Below are 17122 nucleotides of genomic sequence, written 5' to 3'. Positions count from 1 at the left end.
TCCAGCACAGGATGAAAGAGGTTCAGCGACCCTTCTGCGTCTGATGCCTAAAACGCGTAGGACGATTCAAGTCAATGATGTGGCGGAAATTATTCGATGATGCCGAGTAGCGTACGACGTTTTGTGAAAGGGTTTATAGTTGCCCTTCAGGGAAAAAGAGGGGGGAACTCGTGATATTCCGTAGAGTCATAGCAGCCACTGCGGTGGCAGCATCCATGGTGCTGCTGGCACCTTCGTCTGCCTTCGCTTCGGGCGAGCCGGATGATCCGGCGCAGTCCGTAGAGCAGGTGGTGACTGCGACGTACAACGGTCAAACCATTATTCTCGGTGAGGGCTGGCAGGGTGCGCAGATCTGCACCGAAGTAGCCGAGGGGGACATGCGCTGCTACGACACGGTGGAAGATGAACAGCGCGATCTGGCAGACGAGAGTCTGGGGCATGCCCTTGCCGCAGAAGCCGCAGGCCTTAAGGTCCCGGGGGCGCTGAGCACGAAGGGGATGAAGCAGCGCACGCTGGTTGAGAAGTCCCCTGCTGCGCCTGGCGCGTCGGCTTCCGTTCAGGCGGGGTCGGTGGGTACGAAAGCTGTCGCGGACTGCCCGTTCGGCTACGGCTGCATATTCGACTACACGTCCTACTCGGGGCGGATGCTTCGGTTCGTAAGTGGTGGGAAGAATCTCGGGAGCCATAACTTCCGTGACAAGACGGGTTCGATCTGCAACAACAAAAGCGGCGGCGGTGTGAAGCTCACGGACTGGCGCACCGGGCTGCCTGATCCTGATTACTACCAGCCGACGGGGACGTGCGGAAAGCTCAACAACGTGGACTACCCGTACGGCGGAGACTGGAACAACAAGGCTGATCACCTGAGTCTGTAAGTCCTGTATCGTGCCCCTTCATCCACGAGTCGGATGGAGGGGCACTTTGAGTCGATTGGAATTGGTAAATGCGGTTTCGTGCCATTATTACTGGTTTGTTGATCGCCGGTCTCTTGACGGGCTGCTCGCTAACAGCGGAGCCTGACGCTGAATCTCAGACACCCGCTATAGTCAAGACGCTTCCTCCGGATGACGACGCAGCTGATTCAAAAAGGAGTGCTGAGGAATTCCGCAAGGCGAGTCGGAATGACGCGGCAGTATACGCGCTGGTTCCGTCGGTTGATAAAATTATCGGCGATTGGGACAGGAAACAGGGGCGTGCTTTCATCTCGACGACGCTGTCTGCCGCTCAGTCGACGGAGCAGAACGGCGAGCTCCTCGCGGGGGCATTTGGGGCGTGGCAGCGGTCGGAATCTGGGTCTTTGCCCGTTGCCGTGTATGGGGGAGACGGCAAGCTGATTTACACAGGTACATTCTGAGGTCAGCCCAACGTAGTGGGCCCGGCCTCAGTGAGCCTCTTTCATCCTGAATAGTTGCAGGTCAGCAACGTGTGGACGGCTTGGACGATGGTGCCGATGCGTCGGGTGGAGCATCGGGCTCGGCGGAGGATGTGCCAGGACTTTAGCTGTGCGAAGGCGCGTTCGCCGGGTGCTCTCAGCCGTGCGTGGTCGCGGTTGAACTGCTGATAGTGAGCGGGCTGTTCGCGGTGGTGGTAGTACGGGGTGCGGAAGGTGGCGCCGGCGCCCTGGTAGGCACGGTCGGCGAGGACGAGGATCTGCCGGGTGAGGCAGGCCTGGACGACGGCTGTGGGCCCGGGCCGCGGTCAGGTCGTGGGTCCGCCGGGTGTCGCGCGGGAGAACCAAAGAGGTGTGCCGTCGGGACGGGGATGACCTGCACGTTCATCCCATGCTTGCGGTGTTTCATCGAGTAGTACGGCTCGTCCGCGCCGATCCGGTCGATCGGGATCAGCGTGCCGTCAACGATGACGTGATCGCCCTCACCGAGACCGGTGAGCGCTTCTTGGAGGCCCGGCGCCCAGCCCGCCAGCACGTCCAAGGTCTCGTCGACGTAACGCCAGGCGGTGGCCTGGGATATCCCGAAACCGGCCCCGAGCTGCGAGAACGTCTCGTTCTTACGCAGGTGCACCAGCGTGAGCAACGCCTGCTTGAAACAGCCGAGCTTGCGCCAGCGGGTGTTGCGGGCCTGGCGGTGCTCGTGCAGCAGCCAAGCGACATGCTCGACCAGCTCATGAGGGACGTCGAGCGTGGCAGCATACGGAACCAACAGGGCCCCTTCGGTCGCCGGTGTGATGAGTGGAATCACCACGCCAACGACAAGGGGCCCTGTCTCGTCACCACCCTCGCTGACCAGCCTCTTTCACCCTCCAGCACAGGATGAAAGAGGTTCACTGAGTTGGTCCACGACGCTGCGGAGCCCACGAGCCCACTCCCCGCCTGAGAACGATCCACCACAGAAGCTGCGCCGGAACTCGAGAACCGGCAGCGCCTGTACACGGGTTTCGGCAGCACTCGAAGCTCTGTAGAAATCGAATGATTCATGGCTTCAGGGAAGAACAGACCCCTGCTGAGAGTTCAGCAGGGGCCCACGGTGACGAACCCTTCGGAGGACCGCTACCTACCTTCCTTGAGCGTCATGTCGGCCGATACCAGCTCATGTGTGTTGCCGATCTGACGGCCCGGACTCACTTCAGATGGCGAGTGAAGAACTGGGCCGCGGCGTCCCCTGCGAACTGCGGGACACCGGTGTGTCCGCCCATGTTGGCGTGCAGGGTCTTCTCCCTGGAGCCGAACGCGTCGAACAGGTCCAGGGCCGCCTGCCGGTCGTTCCCTTCGTCGTCCCACTGCAGCAGGACATGCAGCGGGATGGTGACCTGCCGGGCCTCCTCGAACATCGCGCGAGGCACGAAACTTCCGGCGAACAGAACAGCAGCCGAGATGCGCGGCTCGACCACTGCCAAGCGGGTTCCGATGGAGATCACTCCCCCCGAATACCCGACTGGGCCGTTGATCTGGGGCAGCGCCAGGATGGCGTCCAGGGCGGCCTGCCATTCTGGGACCGCTTTGTCGACCAGGGGGAGGATGAGGGTGTCGATGGTCTCGTCGTTGACCGGCTCGCCGGCTTCCAGCGCCCGGCGCAGGTCGGAGAGGGCCCGCTCGGCGCCGGGCAGGCGGGGCCGGTCGCCGCTTCCGGGGAGCTCGATGGCGGCTGTGGCGAAGCCGTCCGCCGCAGCGTGCCGGGCTCGGGCCACCAGTCGGGGATACGTCTTGCGCAGTCCGAGCGGCGGGGGGCTGAGCAGGATCAGCGGCACCGGTGCGGATGCGGATGCGGAATCAGGCGTCCACAGGATGCCGGGGACCTCGCCGAGGGTGAACTCGCGTTCGAGGACGCCGTCGTCGAGGGCCTGCTCGGAAGTGAAATGCATGGTCGTGCCTTTCGGGAGTGCACCGGACGGCGCTCCCGGACGACCTGCCTATCGCCCGACCGTGACCCCGGAGGGGAGCACCCATGTCAATACTGTGTTCACGGGTACCACCTCCTCGATCTGTCGCACGGCCTCCCGGGAACGTAGCAGGTGTCGCCCTCGTCCTCCAACGGGTTTTGTGGTTCTCCGTGGCGCCGCTTCAGCGACCCACTCAGGAAACGGGGTGCATTGGCGCTGTGGCTTCCCATGGATATCGAGCACAGCGCACCGCTGCCGTCCCCCGACCTCGTTTACAGATGCTGTCGCTTCCGTGAACAAAACCCGTTGGTGTTGTTGTGACAGGGTCGCCCCGGCGTCGACAAGGTGTGCGGAGGCGGCGGCCGAGCCGCCGATCACGGGGCCGACCGAAGCGCGGAACTCGGCGACGCTGTCCTGGCTGAACGCAGGGGCCAGCGCTTGGTCGAGTCGGTCGAGTCGGTCGAGCTGATCGAAGATCCGAGCGGAGGCGGGCTCTGCGGGGGTGCCTACGGCCTGCACGCCGTTGCGGTCGGTCAAGGGCAGGGCGCCCGCGCCCGCGTGGCTCCTGGCACGTTCCCGGCTCAGGGAGTGGCGGGCTTCGCTACGCCGGGATCAGCTCGGGTCGGACGACCGAACGGGCGCGCTCGTTCAAGGCTCGGGCGGCTTGGTTACGGACGTGGGGCCGGATCAGGTTGAACATGTCCGTCATGCGTTTGTCGATACGGCCACTGTTGACCAATGGATAGTCGTCCAGCGCGAGCCCCCATGTCTGGCATGCGGCCTCCAGGTGGCCGATGGACAGCTGCCGCTCGGCAAGGATCGCTCGTTCCTTGACGCGTGTGCGTCGGTAGACGCTGTACCGAAGCCGGTCCGACTCTTGCAGGGCCTCAACCGCGCCGCGCAGGTCGCCCATCTCATAACGGACCTGGCTGGTGTGGTAGTTGAGCGAAGCCGGGTCGTAAGAGCCGAACACCTTCGCGCCTGATTCCGCCTTGTCCATGGCCGTCTCCGCTTCCCGCAGATACATGAGTGCGGACCTGCGGTCCCCGATCTGGGCGGCGGCGTGGGCCTGTTGTCCCGCGAGGAAGGCGCGCATGCGTGGACCGGCCTGCGGCGACGATGCGGCGGCCGAGTCGGCGAGCCGCTTCGCCACCGGGCCTTGGCCGAGGTCGACGGCCTGCACGCTCATGCCTCGGAGCGTGGTGCAGTACGTCAAGTGGTCTTCGGACGCTCCTGCAAGCTCCAGTGCCTTGAGGTAGTAGCGCTGTGCGAGACCGTGCAAGCCCTCGTCAACCGCCATGTATCCGGTGAGATAGCAGAGATCGGACGCCGCGGACATCATGGCTTTCCGTACATCCTCGGGTCCTGGCACACGCAGGAACGGTGCGACCGTGTTCACGAGAAAGGTTGCGGCCAGAGGACGCGCCGTGCGGCCGCCGAACTGGTCGTCCATGGTGGAGAGCTGTTCTGTCATCGCGGAGACCGTGTGGACATCGGACATGCCGATACGGGTCCGCGCGCCGTTTTGGGCGGCTTCGATGCGCCCGACCACGTCCGGCCACTCGGGGACGGTCAACGCGACGGAGAACAGGGCGACGCCCAGTACGCCACGGCGGGAAGGGTCCATGTCCAGCCTCCCAAGATCGATGATCCCGTCAACTGTGCTGACCTCCGCCCCCTTTGCCTCGGCAGGGTGCGGAAAGCCGGCTTCCGCGTGTGTGACGGGGCGCCCGAGCCGTCGGGCGAACGCTTCCAAGATCAGCGAGCGGGCATCGTCGCGCGGAAGACTCCCGCTCATCCATTGATGCACCGAGGGCGCGCGGTACTGCTTGGGGGTGCCGCGCTCGGTTCCCACCCTGTTGATCGCTTGCGCGCACTGCCGCAGCGTCCAGCCGGTCTCGCGGAACAGACGTTCTAACGTTGTGTTCGGCCCGCTGGTGCCCACGGTCGCTCAACCCCCTGCACAACTCAGCCCATCGCTTAACGCCCTTAAACCCTGCGCGCTTCCCAACCCGGGACCACCCCCGCGTGCGCGGGGACCACGAGTGGTGGAGCTGTGCCTACTGTGACGCCTCGGGACCACCCCCGCGTGCGCGGGGACCACCCGCTCACCGTCGATGAGCGCGGGCTGCCCCAGGGACCACCCCCGCGTGCGCGGGGACCACGCGCGGGAGTTGTTCGCCCGCGCCCTGGAGGAGGGACCACCCCCGCGTGCGCGGGGACCACGGCCCCCCGTCACCGCGACGGGGGGTCTCGGCGGGACCACCCCCGCGTGCGCGGGGACCACTCCCCGGTAGCGGGCCACAGGGCTCACCGGCCAGGACCACCCCCGCGTGCGCGGGGACCACCCGTCCAGGGCCCGGTGATCGCAACGCCGGATGGGACCACCCCCGCGTGCGCGGGGACCACCCGTCCTTCTTGCGCAGTTCGCGGGCGCCGAGGGGACCACCCCCGCGTGCGCGGGGACCACGTTCCGCCGCAGGCGGATGGCAAGACGAGCAAGGGACCACCCCCGCGTGCGCGGGGACCACGCGACGGCCGGGAGGACAGTTGCGAGCTTCTTGGGACCACCCCCGCGTGCGCGGGGACCACCGGGCGCCCGCCCTGAAGGGGCACGTCAAGCCGGGACCACCCCCGCGTGCGCGGGGACCACCACAACCGGTTCGGCAACCCGGTGCGCAACCGGGGACCACCCCCGCGTGCGCGGGGACCACGGTCGATGACGGCCAGGCGCTCGTCGACGAGCAGGACCACCCCCGCGTGCGCGGGGACCACTGACGTAGCCGTACCGGTCCCGGGTGAGGTCGGGGACCACCCCCGCGTGCGCGGGGACCACAGTGCCAGAGGTGCGCCGACGTCGCGCGCGGCGGGACCACCCCCGCGTGCGCGGGGACCACGTGGAGCAGCTCGACGTCGGCACCCTCTACCGGGGACCACCCCCGCGTGCGCGGGGACCACGCTGGCGCAAGGCCCGCAAGCGCAACGCCGAGAGGACCACCCCCGCGTGCGCGGGGACCACTGCGTGCCGCCGAACATCCGCTCAAGGGCCGCGGGACCACCCCCGCGTGCGCGGGGACCACGGTGATATCCATCCGGCGCGGCGGTGCGGTGCGGGACCACCCCCGCGTGCGCGGGGACCACAGTTCGTGACCTGCGGGTTTAGGGGGCGGGGTGGCGGTTTTTACTTACTTCTTGAGAAACCGGCATATCTGGTCTTCCGTTACGAAGCGGTCAAGAGCATGGTGCAGTCGGTGTCATTCTGCCCGCTGGCAGTTTGGTCGGTCCGGCTTCGGCGTAAGAGGCGGGGTTCTGCCTCTCGGGGGACGTGGTTCCAGTCGGTGCGCACGCCGCGAGCGGGCCGCGCGCTTCCGAGGGGTTCGTGGGTGGCGCAGTCGTCGGTGGAGAGGACGAGACGGTTGTCGTTGCGGCCCAGGCGGGCGGTAGGGCGTACGGGTGGGGCACGCGTCTCCGGAAGGTGTGCTGAGGGGACAGGCGGGTTGCAGGATGATGCGGTCGAGCGAGACGAGGAACCCGGTGACGCCGTCCTCGCTGACCGCAGGAGCCGGCTCGGGCCGGACGGCTGAGCGGGCGCACTCGTTCCAAGTCTGCGCGGCCTGGGGTCGGATCAGGCGAACATGCCCATCGGTCCGCACGCGGCACCCCGATCACTACCGAACCAGCCGGGTTCGTAGCGCGTGCGTGGCGTCGAGGACGGGTGCGTCAGGCAGCCGCATGTCGTCCATCGCGTCCTCGGAACGCGGCGACCCCGGGCGCGCAGTGAAGCGATGCGTCCGCAGAGGAGCAAGTGAACCCCGGCCATGCGTCGTGTGAAGGGGTTTGCCGCACTCCGGCATGAGGGCGCGACGGAGCCGTCCCGGTTTCCGGAGCGGGGTTATGCAGCTTTGAGCCGGGCCACCGCTTGGATGCGGTCCTGGAGCTTGCGTACGGCAGCCGAAGGCCGCGGTGTGCTCAGGGCGCGCAGCTTGTCGAAATGCTCGTCGCCCCGCGCTGTGGACAGCCCCTCGTAGTCGTCGAGGAAGCGGCCCCACGAGGCGCATGCCTCCTCCACGTGCCCGTACTCGTGCTGTCGTTGCGCCAGCACCGCGTGCGCATGGAGCCTTCCTTGCCGCTCCAGGGGGGACATGATCCGGATGGAGGACCGAAGTGCCTTGATGGAGGCCGCGAGTTCGCGCGTTTCGTAGTGCACGTGGGACACGTGGAAGAGGAACGCGGCCTGGTCGTACCCGCCTACGGCGTCGCGTCGGAAATCCGCCCGGGCCAGAGCGGTTTCCGCTTCTTTGAGACGGGCGATCGCTCCCTGCCGATCACCCACCATGGCCGAAGCGTGAGCTTGCTGCCCGCGCAGGAACGCGACGAGACGCGGGCCCGCCTGTGGGGCCGCCTCGGCTGCTGAATCGGCGTAGTCCAGGGCCTTTTGCCCGTACCGCAGGTGGGATGCCTGCAAGCTCATACCGCGCAGAGTGCGGCTGTAGGTGAGCTGGTCACCCGACTCCTGAGCCAGGTCCAGCGCCCGCAGGTAGTAGGTCTGGCCGAGCCCGTGGGCCCGTTCGTACATCGCCATCCAGCCAGTGAGATACGTAAGGTCCGACGCGGCCGAAAGCATGTCGCGGTGAACCTTCTCCGAGGCGGCGGCGCGCAAGTAGCCCGCGACCGTGTTCACCATGAACGCGGCTGCCATCGGCCGGGCGTGCCCGCCCCCCAGTTCATCGAGGATATCGGCGATCTTGCCCGTCATCCGGCGGACAGTCTCGACTTCTCCGGGGCCAATTCTGCCGGTCGGCCGGGTGAAACGGTCGCGATCATCAGCCTCTGCGGCGGAAGTGAGAGCAGAAAAGGCTGGAACGGTGAGGGCGGCGGAGTACAGGCCCGTGGTCAAGAGTTTGCGACGGGAGGGGTTCATGTCTTCCTTCCCTAGATTGATCAAGGACTCCACGGTGTCGCGCCGAGATCCGTTCCGGTCGCCTGCCGGTGGTTGCAATCCTGCTTCCGCATAGGTCACCGGGCGCCCCAGCCGGCGTTCGAGAACGGCCAGAATCACGGCTCTCACCTGCGGTTTCGGCTGTGTTCCCTGTTTCCACTGAGACACGGAGGGCTGCTTGTAGGCCAGAACCAGTCCAGCCTCGGCCCCCACACGATTCACAGCGCGGGCGAATTTGGTTTCCGAGTATCCGGCCTGCTCAAGCAGGGTGCACAGTTCTTGGTTACGCCGTGCTCCTGGCTCTGCGACCATCCCAACCCCTAGGGCTTATGGATCTTATGATCCGGCGTCCTCTCAACGGTACCGGGCAATGTGGCTCGCACGGTTAGCTCAGCGTGCACGAACGAGGTGCACGGGTGCAATCAAGCAAGTTCCCACGAAGGTGAAAAATGGAACAGGAAGCGAGTCCGCTGCCGAGGGTCGGCACGCTCGTGGTGGACATAGGGCGCTCCGATCGCGTGGGCGCATTCCGTGGAGTCGCTGGTCCGTACTGGTCGTTGCGGCCCGTGGGCGGTGGTGTCGAGTGGGAGCCGGTGCCCGAGCGCGTACGGCCGGCGACGACTGCCGAGTGTCTGCGTGCTCAGATCGCTCGTGTGAACGCCCGGAGCCGGGGCGAGGTGCTGTGACCGGCTGGCGCTGACGGCTGCTCGGCAAGTCGGCTGCGCACAGGTGTTGTTCCCCTGCGTACTCGTACGGGATGCGCCGTGTCGCGTCGGCCCGTGTCGAGACCGACCCCGCTTCCCTGGGCGCGGTCGGCGGCATGTTCTGACGATTTCTCCCGTGGCTGGCCGGAATGAGGGCCGGGCGGGCGTCCCGCACAGAGAGATGGATCGTGTGATGCTTCACCGCAGCCCCGTGGACGGACTGGCTGTATGCGACCCGGTCGGGCCCGAGTACTTGGACGACCCCGACCGGGATGTGGCGGTGGAGGCCGGTGTCCGGCTGGTCAACGCCCTGCTGCGGTTCGGGGTGAACCTGGAACAGGTATCGGCCGAGAAGGTCTGTCACGCCTGCACCGATGTCAAGGACGCCTACCGCATCAGGCTCGGCGTCCTGGCCGTGGACGAGACCCGGGCGATGGCAGCTCAACTCGAATCGTTTGCGCGGGAGTTCGAGCGGATGCGGGAACTGCAGTGTTCCTCCCCGTCCGGCCGGTCCGACACCGGAGAGGGTTTCTCCTGAGCGGCCACGTCACGGCAGGAAACGTGCCCCGTGCGGGCGCCGGGCGGCTGCCCGGCGTGGTGAGAGGGCGGGACCTGCCGTCGTACTGCCCCACGTACGCGTCGGCGGGGCCTCGCGCTGCGCCGGCACAGACGAAAGAGATCCGACTCACCGTGCTGCAATGCACTGCCGTCACCGCGCTCCCGCCCCACCAAGCACTCGCAGCTCTCGTGGGCATGGCTGGAGCCCCGGACGATGCGGGCGATCTTCTTGGCGACCATCCTTACGTGCTCTGCGAGTTGGGCGAGCACGGCGAGGCGATCGAGCATGCCGCGCGCCTGTGGACCGCGGAAACGGAACTGCCCGCAAGCCTGTGGTTCCTGTGGACCGACAGTCCGGGCGGCCACCGCGTCCACCACCGGTTCACCGCCCTTCCCCTGTGCCCCGTCCGCATCCACCACGTCAAGGAGAACTACCGGCAGTGGTGCGACCTGTACGACGACCACCCCGGCAACCACAGCTTCCACGTCAGAGACCCCCTGCGCGACGCCCACCACGCACAGATCCGGAGCGACGCCGAGCGGGCGTACGGAAGCGCCGCCGATGACCCCGGCCCCCACGGCGACTGCGACGAGCGCTGACCCACAGGCCGAGTCGCCGGCCGCTGTTCTGGGTGGGCCCCGCCCGGCCGCGCAGGCCGAAGCCCCGGTCCCGTAGGCGTGGCGTGACCCGGCTCATTCCGGAAAGCTCTCATCTTCCGGGTGGGCGGCTGGTCTGATGGCCTGTCGGCAGGGCCCCCGACAGGGGCCGCCGGTCGGAGCCGGGCGAACGGGGGCGGAGATGGCGGGGACTTGGGGCTGGGCGCACGTCCAGGGGGAGCGGGTCCAGTTCAGCAAGCGCACATATGCGACCGCCGTACAGGCGCGGGAGGCGCTTAAGGCGCACTTGGACGGCCGCAGCGGTGAGGACGACTGCCGGGATGCCGCAGGTCGGCTGCGGGCGCTGCCGCCCCGGCCCGACGACGTGTCCGTCCACGTCTCCGGGCGAAGCTGGTACGTCCAACCGGCCCACCAGGCGGTCCGGGTCTTCGCGGGCGACACCGTCCACACCTTCCGCCGACCCGTCGCCGCCGAACCGGACGAGCCGCGGCCCCCGAAGCCGCGCGGGAAGTGGCGGGCGGCGGCGGCCGACGCCGGGCCCGGCCAGCTGCGCGTGCGGGTTCTCGGCTTCGTCGTCGGCGTCCTCGGAGGTGTGTCCGTCCTCGTCTCCGGCGGCGCCTCCGCGGGCAGCCGGGTCCTGGGGCTGGTCTTCGTCGCGGTCGGGGTCGCCCTCATGTTCAACCGGGCGATCCGCGCGAAGCTGGGCGGGCCCGGGAGCTGAGCCCGGACCCACCGGGTGGATCCGGGCTCAGCCCGGTGCCGGCCCCCTGCCGGAGGCTGGTGTCAGCCCCTTGCCGCTGACCCGGTGTGGAGCGCGGTCACCGGGTTGCCGAGGCGTGTGCTCAGTGGTCGCCGCGGTCGCCGTAGCCGTAGTCCGGCTCGTGGCTGGGTCCGGGCTTCGTCGGCGTGGGGCTGGGCGTCGGGGGCTTGGTGACCGGCGGCTTCGTCGGCGGGAGGGTGATCGGGGGGATCGTGACGGGCGGGACGGTGACGGGAGGGACCGTGACCGGCGGGATCGTGATGGGAGGGTCGGTCACCGGCGGCACGGTGATGGGCGACACGGTGACCGGGGGAACGGTGACGGGCGGGATGGTGATGGGCGGTTCCGTGGGCGGTGGCGACGTGACCGGCGGCGAGGTGGGCGGGGGTGTCGTGACCGGCGGTGAGGTGGTGCCGTCGCAGGTGACGTCCACGTGCCCGAGCTCCACGTCGACCAGGGGCCCGTCGTACAGCTCTTGGCCCTCCTCGTCGCGCAGGGCGCCCGAGATGGTGATGTCGAGGCCGGCGCGGGCGGAGCTCTGCGGCTGGTAGCCGCCGCCCGAGGGGTCCTCGATCTGGTCGTACTGGACGGTGAGGGTGGCCGTGCTGACGCCGGCGGCGCCCAGTTCCGCTCCCGTGACCTCGATCTGCGTCGTACCGGTGGGCACCTGGCGTCCCAGGACGCCGATGGTGTTGGAGTCGGTGCGCGCGTAGGCCAGGGCCAGCGGGCCGATGGGGGCGGGGATGCACTCGGCGTAGGCGTCCAGGGATCCCACGGCGAGGAAGTCCCGCTCGTTCAGCGACAGGGTGAACCCGGACGCCTGCGCCTGGGCCCAGTTCCTCGCGGTCTCGGCGTTCGTTCTGACCACCGCCTGGCCGCGTACGGTCAGGTAGTTCAGGACCCCTGACGGGTCGGAGAGGTCTCCGTTGTCGAGCCCCCCGTTCGGAGGGGAGCCGGCGGTGCCGAAGACGCCGTTGAAGGCGTCCAGTCCGGCCGCGGGTACGTCGGAGATGGTGAGGTCGGCCAGGACGCTGGTGGCCACGTCGCCGTCGGCGGCCCGGGCACCGGTGCTGGCCACCGTGAAACCGGCGGCGGTCAGGGTCGCGGCCGCGGTGACGGCCAGCGCGGCACGGACGGCGGACCGTCGTACGTCGCGGCGCACGCCAGGGGGGAGGGGCAGGGTTTTCGGCATGCGGTAATGGGAGCGGACCGATGCCGCAAGGCGGGGGATTCACCGCCGAACAGGTGTGTTGCGCGGCACCGCTGCCCAGGTGGTCACGCCCGTGGCCCGGTGGGGCCGCCCCTTGCGGTGCTCGGAACCGCCTCGTCGCGAACATCGGAACGTCGGACTGATGAGGCTTCCGCTGCTGCGTCGGGGTGAAACCGTCGCTGCGCTGTGCCTGGTGCGCGGACGAACCGGTGCGGCGGGACACGCGACCGGACGGGGCAGGGCGGGTCTGGGCGGGTCCGGACGGGGCGGGGCCGGGCCGTGCGGGGTTGAGGCGCGGGACGGGCTGCTGCGCCCCGGGGCCGGACACGGGGGAGCCCGGACCCGCCGTGCGGATCCGGGCTCACCTCGGTCTCAGCCCTCTGCCGGGCCCGGCGTCAGACCCCCGCCGGAGCCTTCGCCGGGTCGGGGCCCGGGTCTGGATGGTCCGGGCCGGTCGCCGTCGGGGCCGGGGGCGTGCCCCCCGTGGCGGCGACCGTCGACGGGGCCGGTTCCCGGGAGACGTTGAACTCGGCCAGCAGTTCCTTGCCGAAGCCGAAGAAGTACGTGGCGAGGAAGCCGGCGACGTAGCCCACCAGCAGGCCGCCCCCGTAGATCGCGATCGTGGAGCCCAGGCCGTGGTTGCCGTCCAGGAGCGGGAACAGGGCCCAGCCGGACGGGCCGATGGCCGTCGAGCCGACCGTGTCGCCGAGCTGGTTGAACAGACCGACGAACCCGCCGCCGAAGGCCCCGCCGACGCACGCCGTGATGAACGGGCGGCCCAACGGGAGTGAGACGCCGTAGATCAGGGGTTCGCCGACGCCCAGCAGCCCCGCCGGGAGCGCCGACTTGATCGTGCGGCGGATCGACTCGTTGCGGGGGAGGCGGAAGTACACCGCCACCGCCGCGCCCACCTGGCCGGCGCCCGCCATCGCCAGGATGGGGAGCAGGACCGTGTAGCCCTGCTGCTCGATGAGCGTCGTGTGGATCGGGATCAGCGCCTGGTGCAGGCCCAGCATGACCAGCGGGAGGAACAGGCCGCCGAGCACGAAGCCCGCGCCCGCGCCGCCGTTGGACAGCAGCCAGTTGGCGAACGTCCCGATCGCGGACGAGACCTCCCCCGCCACGTACATCAGGCCGAAGATCGTCACCAGGCCGGAGACCAGCACCGTCAGGGTCGGGGTGACCAGGACGTCCAGGGCCTCCGGCACCCAGCGGCGGCACCACTTCTCCACGTACACCGCCAGCACCGCCGCGCCCAGCGCGCCGAGCACGCCGCCCTGGCCGGGCGAGAGCGTCTGGCCGAAGGCGTCGATGTTCGCGACGCCGGGGAAGACGATGATCGCGGCCACCGCACCGCCCAGGATCGGCGTGCCGCCGAACTCCTTCGCCGTGTTGTAGCCCACGAACACCGCGATCAGCGCCATGAAGCCCGATGCCATCGCCGCCAGCGCGGGCGTCACCGCGGGCAGCCACTCCAGGTTCACCAGCAGGCCGTTGAGCCCGGCGATGATGCCGCAGCCGATGAGGGCGGGGATCAGCGGGACGAAGATGTTGGCGATCTTCCGCAGGAACAGCTTGAACGGGGTGGCGTTCTTCGCCTTCCGCTCCGCCCTGATCGCGGCGCCCTGGGCGGCCAGCTCCTCCGCCGTGGCGGGGGCCGTACCGGGTTCGGGGGCCGGCGCGGGCGATGCGGCCGGGGCGGCCTCGCGGCCCTCCTCGACCAACTGCTCGAACTCCGGGGTGACGCGGGCGACCGTGCCCGGACCCAGCACGATCTGGTACGTGTCGTCCTCGACGACGCCCATCACGGCGGGCAGGGCCTTCAGCGCCTCGTCGTCGACGAGGGACCGGTCGTGCAGCCCGAGCCGGAGCCGGGTCATGCAGTGGGCGACGGAGGCGACGTTCGCCGGGCCGCCGACGAGCGGCAGGATCGCGGCGGCGGTGGCGCGGTTCTTGTCTTCAGTGGCCATGGTGCTCGGTGCCTTGCTGTGCGGGGGGTGGGGGGTGCCCCTGGGGTGGGTCAGGTGGTGCGGACGGCCGTGAGGGCGGCGCGGAGGTGGCCGTTCGCCTCGGCGAGGCGGGCCGCGGCGGTGGGGCCGTCGACCTGGCCGAGGACGACGAGGATCGCGTTCTTGACCTCGCCGCCGGTGGCCGCGAGGGCGGCCTCGATCTCGGCGTCGGACGCGCCGGTGGCCAGGGAGACGATGTGCCGGGAGCGGGCCCGCAGCTTCTCGTTGGAGGCGCGGACGTCGACCATGAGGTTCCCGTACGTCTTGCCGAGCCGGATCATCGTGATCGTCGAGATCATGTTGAGGACGAGCTTCTGCGCGGTGCCCGCCTTGAGCCGGGTCGAGCCGGTGAGCAGCTCGGGACCGGTGACGACCTCCAGGCCGTGTTCGGCGGCGGCCCCCAGCGCGGACCCGGCGTTGCAGGAGAGCCCGATGGTCAGGGCGCCCCGGGCGCGGGCGTGCTCGACCGCGCCGATCGCGTACGGCGTGCGGCCGGAGGCGGAGATGCCGACCACCGTGTCGTCGGCCGTCAGCTTCAGCCCGTCCAGGTCGGCGGCGGCCAGCTCCTTGCTGTCCTCCGCGCCCTCGACGGCGGTGACCATGGCGGAGGGGCCGCCCGCGATCAGGCCGACGACCTCGGACGGGTCGGTGTTGAAGGTGGGCGGGCACTCGCTGGCGTCCAGCACCCCGAGGCGGCCCGCCGTGCCCGCGCCCGCGTAGATCAGCCGGCCGCCGCGGGCCATGCGCTCGGCGGTGGCGTCGATGGCCGCGGCGATCTGCGGCAGCCGCTCGGCGACGGCGGTGGGGACGGTGGCGTCCTCGCCGTTCATGATCCGCGCGATCTCCTCGGTGGACAGCCGGTCGATCTCGGCCAGCTCGGGGCGGAACGCCTCGGTGGCGAGGGTGGCCAGCTGGGCGCGCAGCTCGCCGTAGGTCCCGGAGGCGTCGGGGGCGCCGGGGGCGGGGGTGTTCGCGTCGGTGGTGGAGGTCATGGGGTGCGGCTCGGCTTTCTCGGAGTGCTGGGCTGTTCGGGGTGCTGGGCTGTTCGGTGTGCTGGGATGCGTACGCGTACGGGTGCGGGCCCGGTCAGCGGGCGCGCGGGGTGTGGCGGTGGGCCAGCGCCTCGTAGGAGGCGGCCAGGGCGGGCGCGGCGGTCTCGTAGGTCCGCTGCGCGACGCCTATGAACAGGCAGTCCACGACGAGCAGCTGGCTGGTCCGGCTCGACATGGCGGCCGGGCGCAGCTCGCTCTCGCGCGCGGTGGACGTGGTCAGCACGTGGTCCGCGTACTGCGACACGGGCCCGTCGGGCCGCCCGGTGATCGCGATCGTGGTCGCCCCCCGGTCGAAGGCGACCCGCAGCGGCTCGATGACGTCGCCGGTGGAGCCGGAGTGCGTGATCGCGATGGCCACGTCGCCGCTGCGGAGCTGCACCGCGTTGGTCACCGCGAGGTGCGGGTCCATGTGGGCGTGGGCGATGAGGCCGATCCGGAGCAGCTTCTGTGCCAGGTCCTGGCCGACGAGGGAGGAGGCCCCGACGCCGTAGACGTCGATGCGGCGGGCGGTCGCGGCGGCGGCGACGGCGGCCCCCAGCTGTACGGTGTCGAGCCCGGCGGCCGTGTCGGCGAGGGTCTGCTGCTCGTCGTGGGCGAGCTTGGCGACGACGTCGGCGATCGGGTCGTCCACCGCGATGTCGGCGGTGACGGCCGGGGCCCGGCCGGACTCCTGGTGCGCGGCGAGGCCGGCCAGCGCGAGGCGCAGATCCCGGTAGCCGGGGTAGCCGAGGAGGCGGGCGGTGCGGACGACGGTGGCCTCGCTGGTGCCCGTGCGCTCGGCGAGGCCGGTGACGGTGAGGGCGGCGCAGCCGGCCGGGTCGCCCGCCACGGCTTCGGCGACCAGCTGCATCGAGCGGGTCATGGAGGGGGCGAGGGTCCGGACCTTGGCGGCGAGCGCCGCGGGGGCGGGCGGAGATTCGCTGTTGAAACTTTCCTTCACGTCACTGGTCACACCTGAAAGATATTTTCAACCCTGGGGCCCGTCAACCCCTCAGCGGTCTCTACCTCTGGCGGAGCCCGCGGCGGGACGTTCCGCGCGCGGGCGCACAATGGGGGCATGGAGTTGAACCCCCTGGAGCAGGCATTGCACACCGCCCGTGCGCTGGTCATGGCCGACCTGGTGGCGGCCGGCGTGGCGGAGGCGGACATCGTCTCGCTGGTCGAGGACGCGGTGACGCACCGGCGGTGGTGGGTGGAGCAGTGGCCGGAGGGCGCGGAGTTCCTGGCCGGTCTGGTCGCCCAGGACGTGCAGGACGCGCTGCTGGAGCGGTACGGGCGGTGGCCGCTGTGCCCCGCGTGCTCGGCGGAGGACGAGCCGCACGCGCTGGACGTGGAACCGGAGCTGGGCCCCGACCCGCACTGGGTCTGCACCAAGGCGGCCGTCGCGGTGGCCCCGGTGGGGGCGCTGGGCGAGGTACTGCGGCGGTGACGCTCTACATCGACCCGCCCACCTGGCCCGGCCACGGCCGCCTCTGGTCGCACCTGGTCAGCGACGTCTCGTTCGAGGAGCTGCACGCCTTCGCCGCCGCGATCGGCTGCCCGCCGCGCGCCTTCGAGCGCGACCACTACGACGTACCGGAGGCGCACTACGCGGACGCGGTGCGGGCCGGGGCGCGGGAGATCGGGTCGAAGGAGCTGGTCCGGAGGCTCACGGCAGCCGGCCTGCGAAGGCCGAAGGCGCGGCCGGCCCCGGGGTGATTCCCGGGGCCGGCCGCCCCTTCGGCCGGGTGCGTCAGGCCGGGGCCGCGCCGCCCGCCGCGCAGTCGGCCGCCCGGGGGCGCTCGGCCTGCTCGACGGCCTCCGCGACCCGGGCCCGGCCGCGCGGATCGGCGTCCGCCGTGCGGTCCGTACCGTCCGCCGTCCGACCCGTACCGTCCCCTGCCCGGCCCGTACCGTCCGCCGCGCGGGCCGTGCCGCTCCCCGTGCTCTTCGCGAT

The 17122-nt window shown here is 69.9% G+C and carries 14 protein-coding genes, 2 pseudogenes and 1 CRISPR repeat array; of the genes and pseudogenes, 7 read left to right on the top strand and 9 right to left on the bottom strand.

Translation table 11 applies throughout. The features are described from left to right. Nucleotides 1–215 precede the first annotated feature (215 nt). Entirely contained in the window at nucleotides 216–875 is a 660-nt protein-coding gene (locus tag AMK24_RS05365) for a peptidase inhibitor family I36 protein (protein WP_073765383.1), read from the top strand. 520 nt (nucleotides 876–1395) lie between these two features. Here the strand turns inward: AMK24_RS05365 and AMK24_RS05360 are convergent. From AMK24_RS05360 to AMK24_RS05335, 4 genes and pseudogenes are all read right to left on the bottom strand, one after another. Further along, nucleotides 1396–2201: pseudogene (locus AMK24_RS05360) on the bottom strand (transposase family protein). Nucleotides 2202–2577: 376 nt separating this feature from the next. Continuing rightward, nucleotides 2578–3318 (bottom strand): alpha/beta hydrolase, encoded by a 741-nt coding sequence (locus AMK24_RS05350; protein WP_073765381.1) that lies wholly within the window; start codon nucleotides 3316–3318, stop codon nucleotides 2578–2580. Between the two features lie 619 nt (nucleotides 3319–3937). Then, nucleotides 3938–5281 (bottom strand): transcriptional regulator, encoded by a 1344-nt coding sequence (locus tag AMK24_RS05340; protein ID WP_073765377.1) that lies wholly within the window; start codon nucleotides 5279–5281, stop codon nucleotides 3938–3940. 69 nt (nucleotides 5282–5350) lie between these two features. Further along, a CRISPR array of direct repeats spans nucleotides 5351–6477; the repeat unit is 29 nt; unit sequence GGGACCACCCCCGCGTGCGCGGGGACCAC. A gap of 751 nt (nucleotides 6478–7228) precedes the next feature. Next, nucleotides 7229–8587 carry a hypothetical protein gene (locus AMK24_RS05335; protein WP_073765375.1) on the bottom strand — a complete coding sequence of 453 codons (1359 nt, stop codon included), beginning with the start codon at nucleotides 8585–8587 and terminating at the stop codon, nucleotides 7229–7231. A 137-nt stretch (nucleotides 8588–8724) separates the two neighbouring features. On the opposite strand from AMK24_RS05335, the gene AMK24_RS34575 reads away from it, so the two are divergent. The 4 genes from AMK24_RS34575 (at nucleotide 8725) to AMK24_RS05315 (ending at nucleotide 10876) form a co-directional block, all read left to right on the top strand. Further along, complete coding sequence (locus AMK24_RS34575; protein ID WP_073765373.1) at nucleotides 8725–8961, top strand: hypothetical protein; 237 nt, start codon at nucleotides 8725–8727, stop codon at nucleotides 8959–8961. A gap of 211 nt (nucleotides 8962–9172) precedes the next feature. Next, nucleotides 9173–9517, top strand: a complete 345-nt coding sequence (locus AMK24_RS05325; protein WP_073765371.1) for a hypothetical protein — start codon at nucleotides 9173–9175, stop codon at nucleotides 9515–9517. A gap of 152 nt (nucleotides 9518–9669) precedes the next feature. Beyond that, complete coding sequence (locus AMK24_RS05320; protein ID WP_073765713.1) at nucleotides 9670–10137, top strand: hypothetical protein; 468 nt, start codon at nucleotides 9670–9672, stop codon at nucleotides 10135–10137. A 199-nt stretch (nucleotides 10138–10336) separates the two neighbouring features. Next, entirely contained in the window at nucleotides 10337–10876 is a 540-nt protein-coding gene (locus AMK24_RS05315; RefSeq protein WP_143203689.1) for a hypothetical protein, read from the top strand. Nucleotides 10877–10997: 121 nt separating this feature from the next. On the opposite strand, the gene AMK24_RS05310 is transcribed toward AMK24_RS05315, so the two are convergent. The 4 genes from AMK24_RS05310 to AMK24_RS05295 all read right to left on the bottom strand — a co-directional run bounded on the left by AMK24_RS05310 (nucleotide 10998) and on the right by AMK24_RS05295 (nucleotide 16138). Then, on the bottom strand, nucleotides 10998–12107 hold the full coding sequence (locus AMK24_RS05310) for a hypothetical protein (RefSeq protein ID WP_073765367.1): 1110 nt from the start codon (nucleotides 12105–12107) through the stop codon (nucleotides 10998–11000). 413 nt (nucleotides 12108–12520) lie between these two features. Beyond that, entirely contained in the window at nucleotides 12521–14095 is a 1575-nt protein-coding gene (locus AMK24_RS05305) for a PTS transporter subunit EIIC (protein WP_073765365.1), read from the bottom strand. A 50-nt stretch (nucleotides 14096–14145) separates the two neighbouring features. Then, nucleotides 14146–15126: an N-acetylmuramic acid 6-phosphate etherase gene (murQ, locus tag AMK24_RS05300; protein WP_073765363.1), complete on the bottom strand. Its 981-nt coding sequence runs from the start codon at nucleotides 15124–15126 to the stop codon at nucleotides 14146–14148. Nucleotides 15127–15220: 94 nt separating this feature from the next. Then, nucleotides 15221–16138 carry a MurR/RpiR family transcriptional regulator gene (locus AMK24_RS05295; RefSeq protein ID WP_073765362.1) on the bottom strand — a complete coding sequence of 306 codons (918 nt, stop codon included), beginning with the start codon at nucleotides 16136–16138 and terminating at the stop codon, nucleotides 15221–15223. Nucleotides 16139–16243: 105 nt separating this feature from the next. On the opposite strand from AMK24_RS05295, the gene AMK24_RS05290 reads away from it, so the two are divergent. After that, the gene (locus AMK24_RS05290) at nucleotides 16244–16615 is read left to right on the top strand and encodes a hypothetical protein (RefSeq protein WP_073765361.1); all 372 of its coding nucleotides are present in this window, start codon (nucleotides 16244–16246) and stop codon (nucleotides 16613–16615) included. Beyond that, complete coding sequence (locus AMK24_RS05285; protein WP_073765360.1) at nucleotides 16612–16884, top strand: DUF4031 domain-containing protein; 273 nt, start codon at nucleotides 16612–16614, stop codon at nucleotides 16882–16884. The genes AMK24_RS05290 and AMK24_RS05285 overlap by 4 nt, the downstream gene beginning before the upstream one ends. Nucleotides 16885–16918: 34 nt before the next feature. On the opposite strand, the pseudogene AMK24_RS33900 reads toward AMK24_RS05285, so the two are convergent. Then, a pseudogene (locus tag AMK24_RS33900) lies at nucleotides 16919–17122 on the bottom strand (sugar kinase); the annotation flags it as partial.

It is taken from the genome of Streptomyces sp. CB02366, from assembly GCF_001905905.1.
GTDB lineage: Bacteria > Actinomycetota > Actinomycetes > Streptomycetales > Streptomycetaceae > Streptomyces.
The sequence above is the reverse complement of the archived record's forward strand: the minus strand, read 5'-3'. Positions and strand labels throughout refer to the sequence as shown.

Excerpts from the sequence above, each read along its gene's own strand:
- AMK24_RS34575 (WP_073765373.1), top strand. The coding sequence starts at position 8,725 with ATGGAACAGGAAGCGAGTCCGCTGCCGAGGGTCGGCACGCTCGTGGTG.
- AMK24_RS05290 (WP_073765361.1), top strand. The coding sequence starts at position 16,244 with ATGGAGTTGAACCCCCTGGAGCAGGCATTGCACACCGCCCGTGCGCTG.
- AMK24_RS05315 (WP_143203689.1), top strand. The coding sequence starts at position 10,337 with ATGGCGGGGACTTGGGGCTGGGCGCACGTCCAGGGGGAGCGGGTCCAG.
- murQ (WP_073765363.1), bottom strand. The coding sequence starts at position 15,126 with ATGACCTCCACCACCGACGCGAACACCCCCGCCCCCGGCGCCCCCGAC.
- AMK24_RS05310 (WP_073765367.1), bottom strand. The coding sequence starts at position 12,107 with ATGCCGAAAACCCTGCCCCTCCCCCCTGGCGTGCGCCGCGACGTACGA.
- AMK24_RS05305 (WP_073765365.1), bottom strand. The coding sequence starts at position 14,095 with ATGGCCACTGAAGACAAGAACCGCGCCACCGCCGCCGCGATCCTGCCG.
- AMK24_RS05365 (WP_073765383.1), top strand. The coding sequence starts at position 216 with ATGGTGCTGCTGGCACCTTCGTCTGCCTTCGCTTCGGGCGAGCCGGAT.
- AMK24_RS05325 (WP_073765371.1), top strand. The coding sequence starts at position 9,173 with ATGCTTCACCGCAGCCCCGTGGACGGACTGGCTGTATGCGACCCGGTC.
- AMK24_RS05335 (WP_073765375.1), bottom strand. The coding sequence starts at position 8,587 with ATGGTCGCAGAGCCAGGAGCACGGCGTAACCAAGAACTGTGCACCCTG.
- AMK24_RS05350 (WP_073765381.1), bottom strand. The coding sequence starts at position 3,318 with ATGCATTTCACTTCCGAGCAGGCCCTCGACGACGGCGTCCTCGAACGC.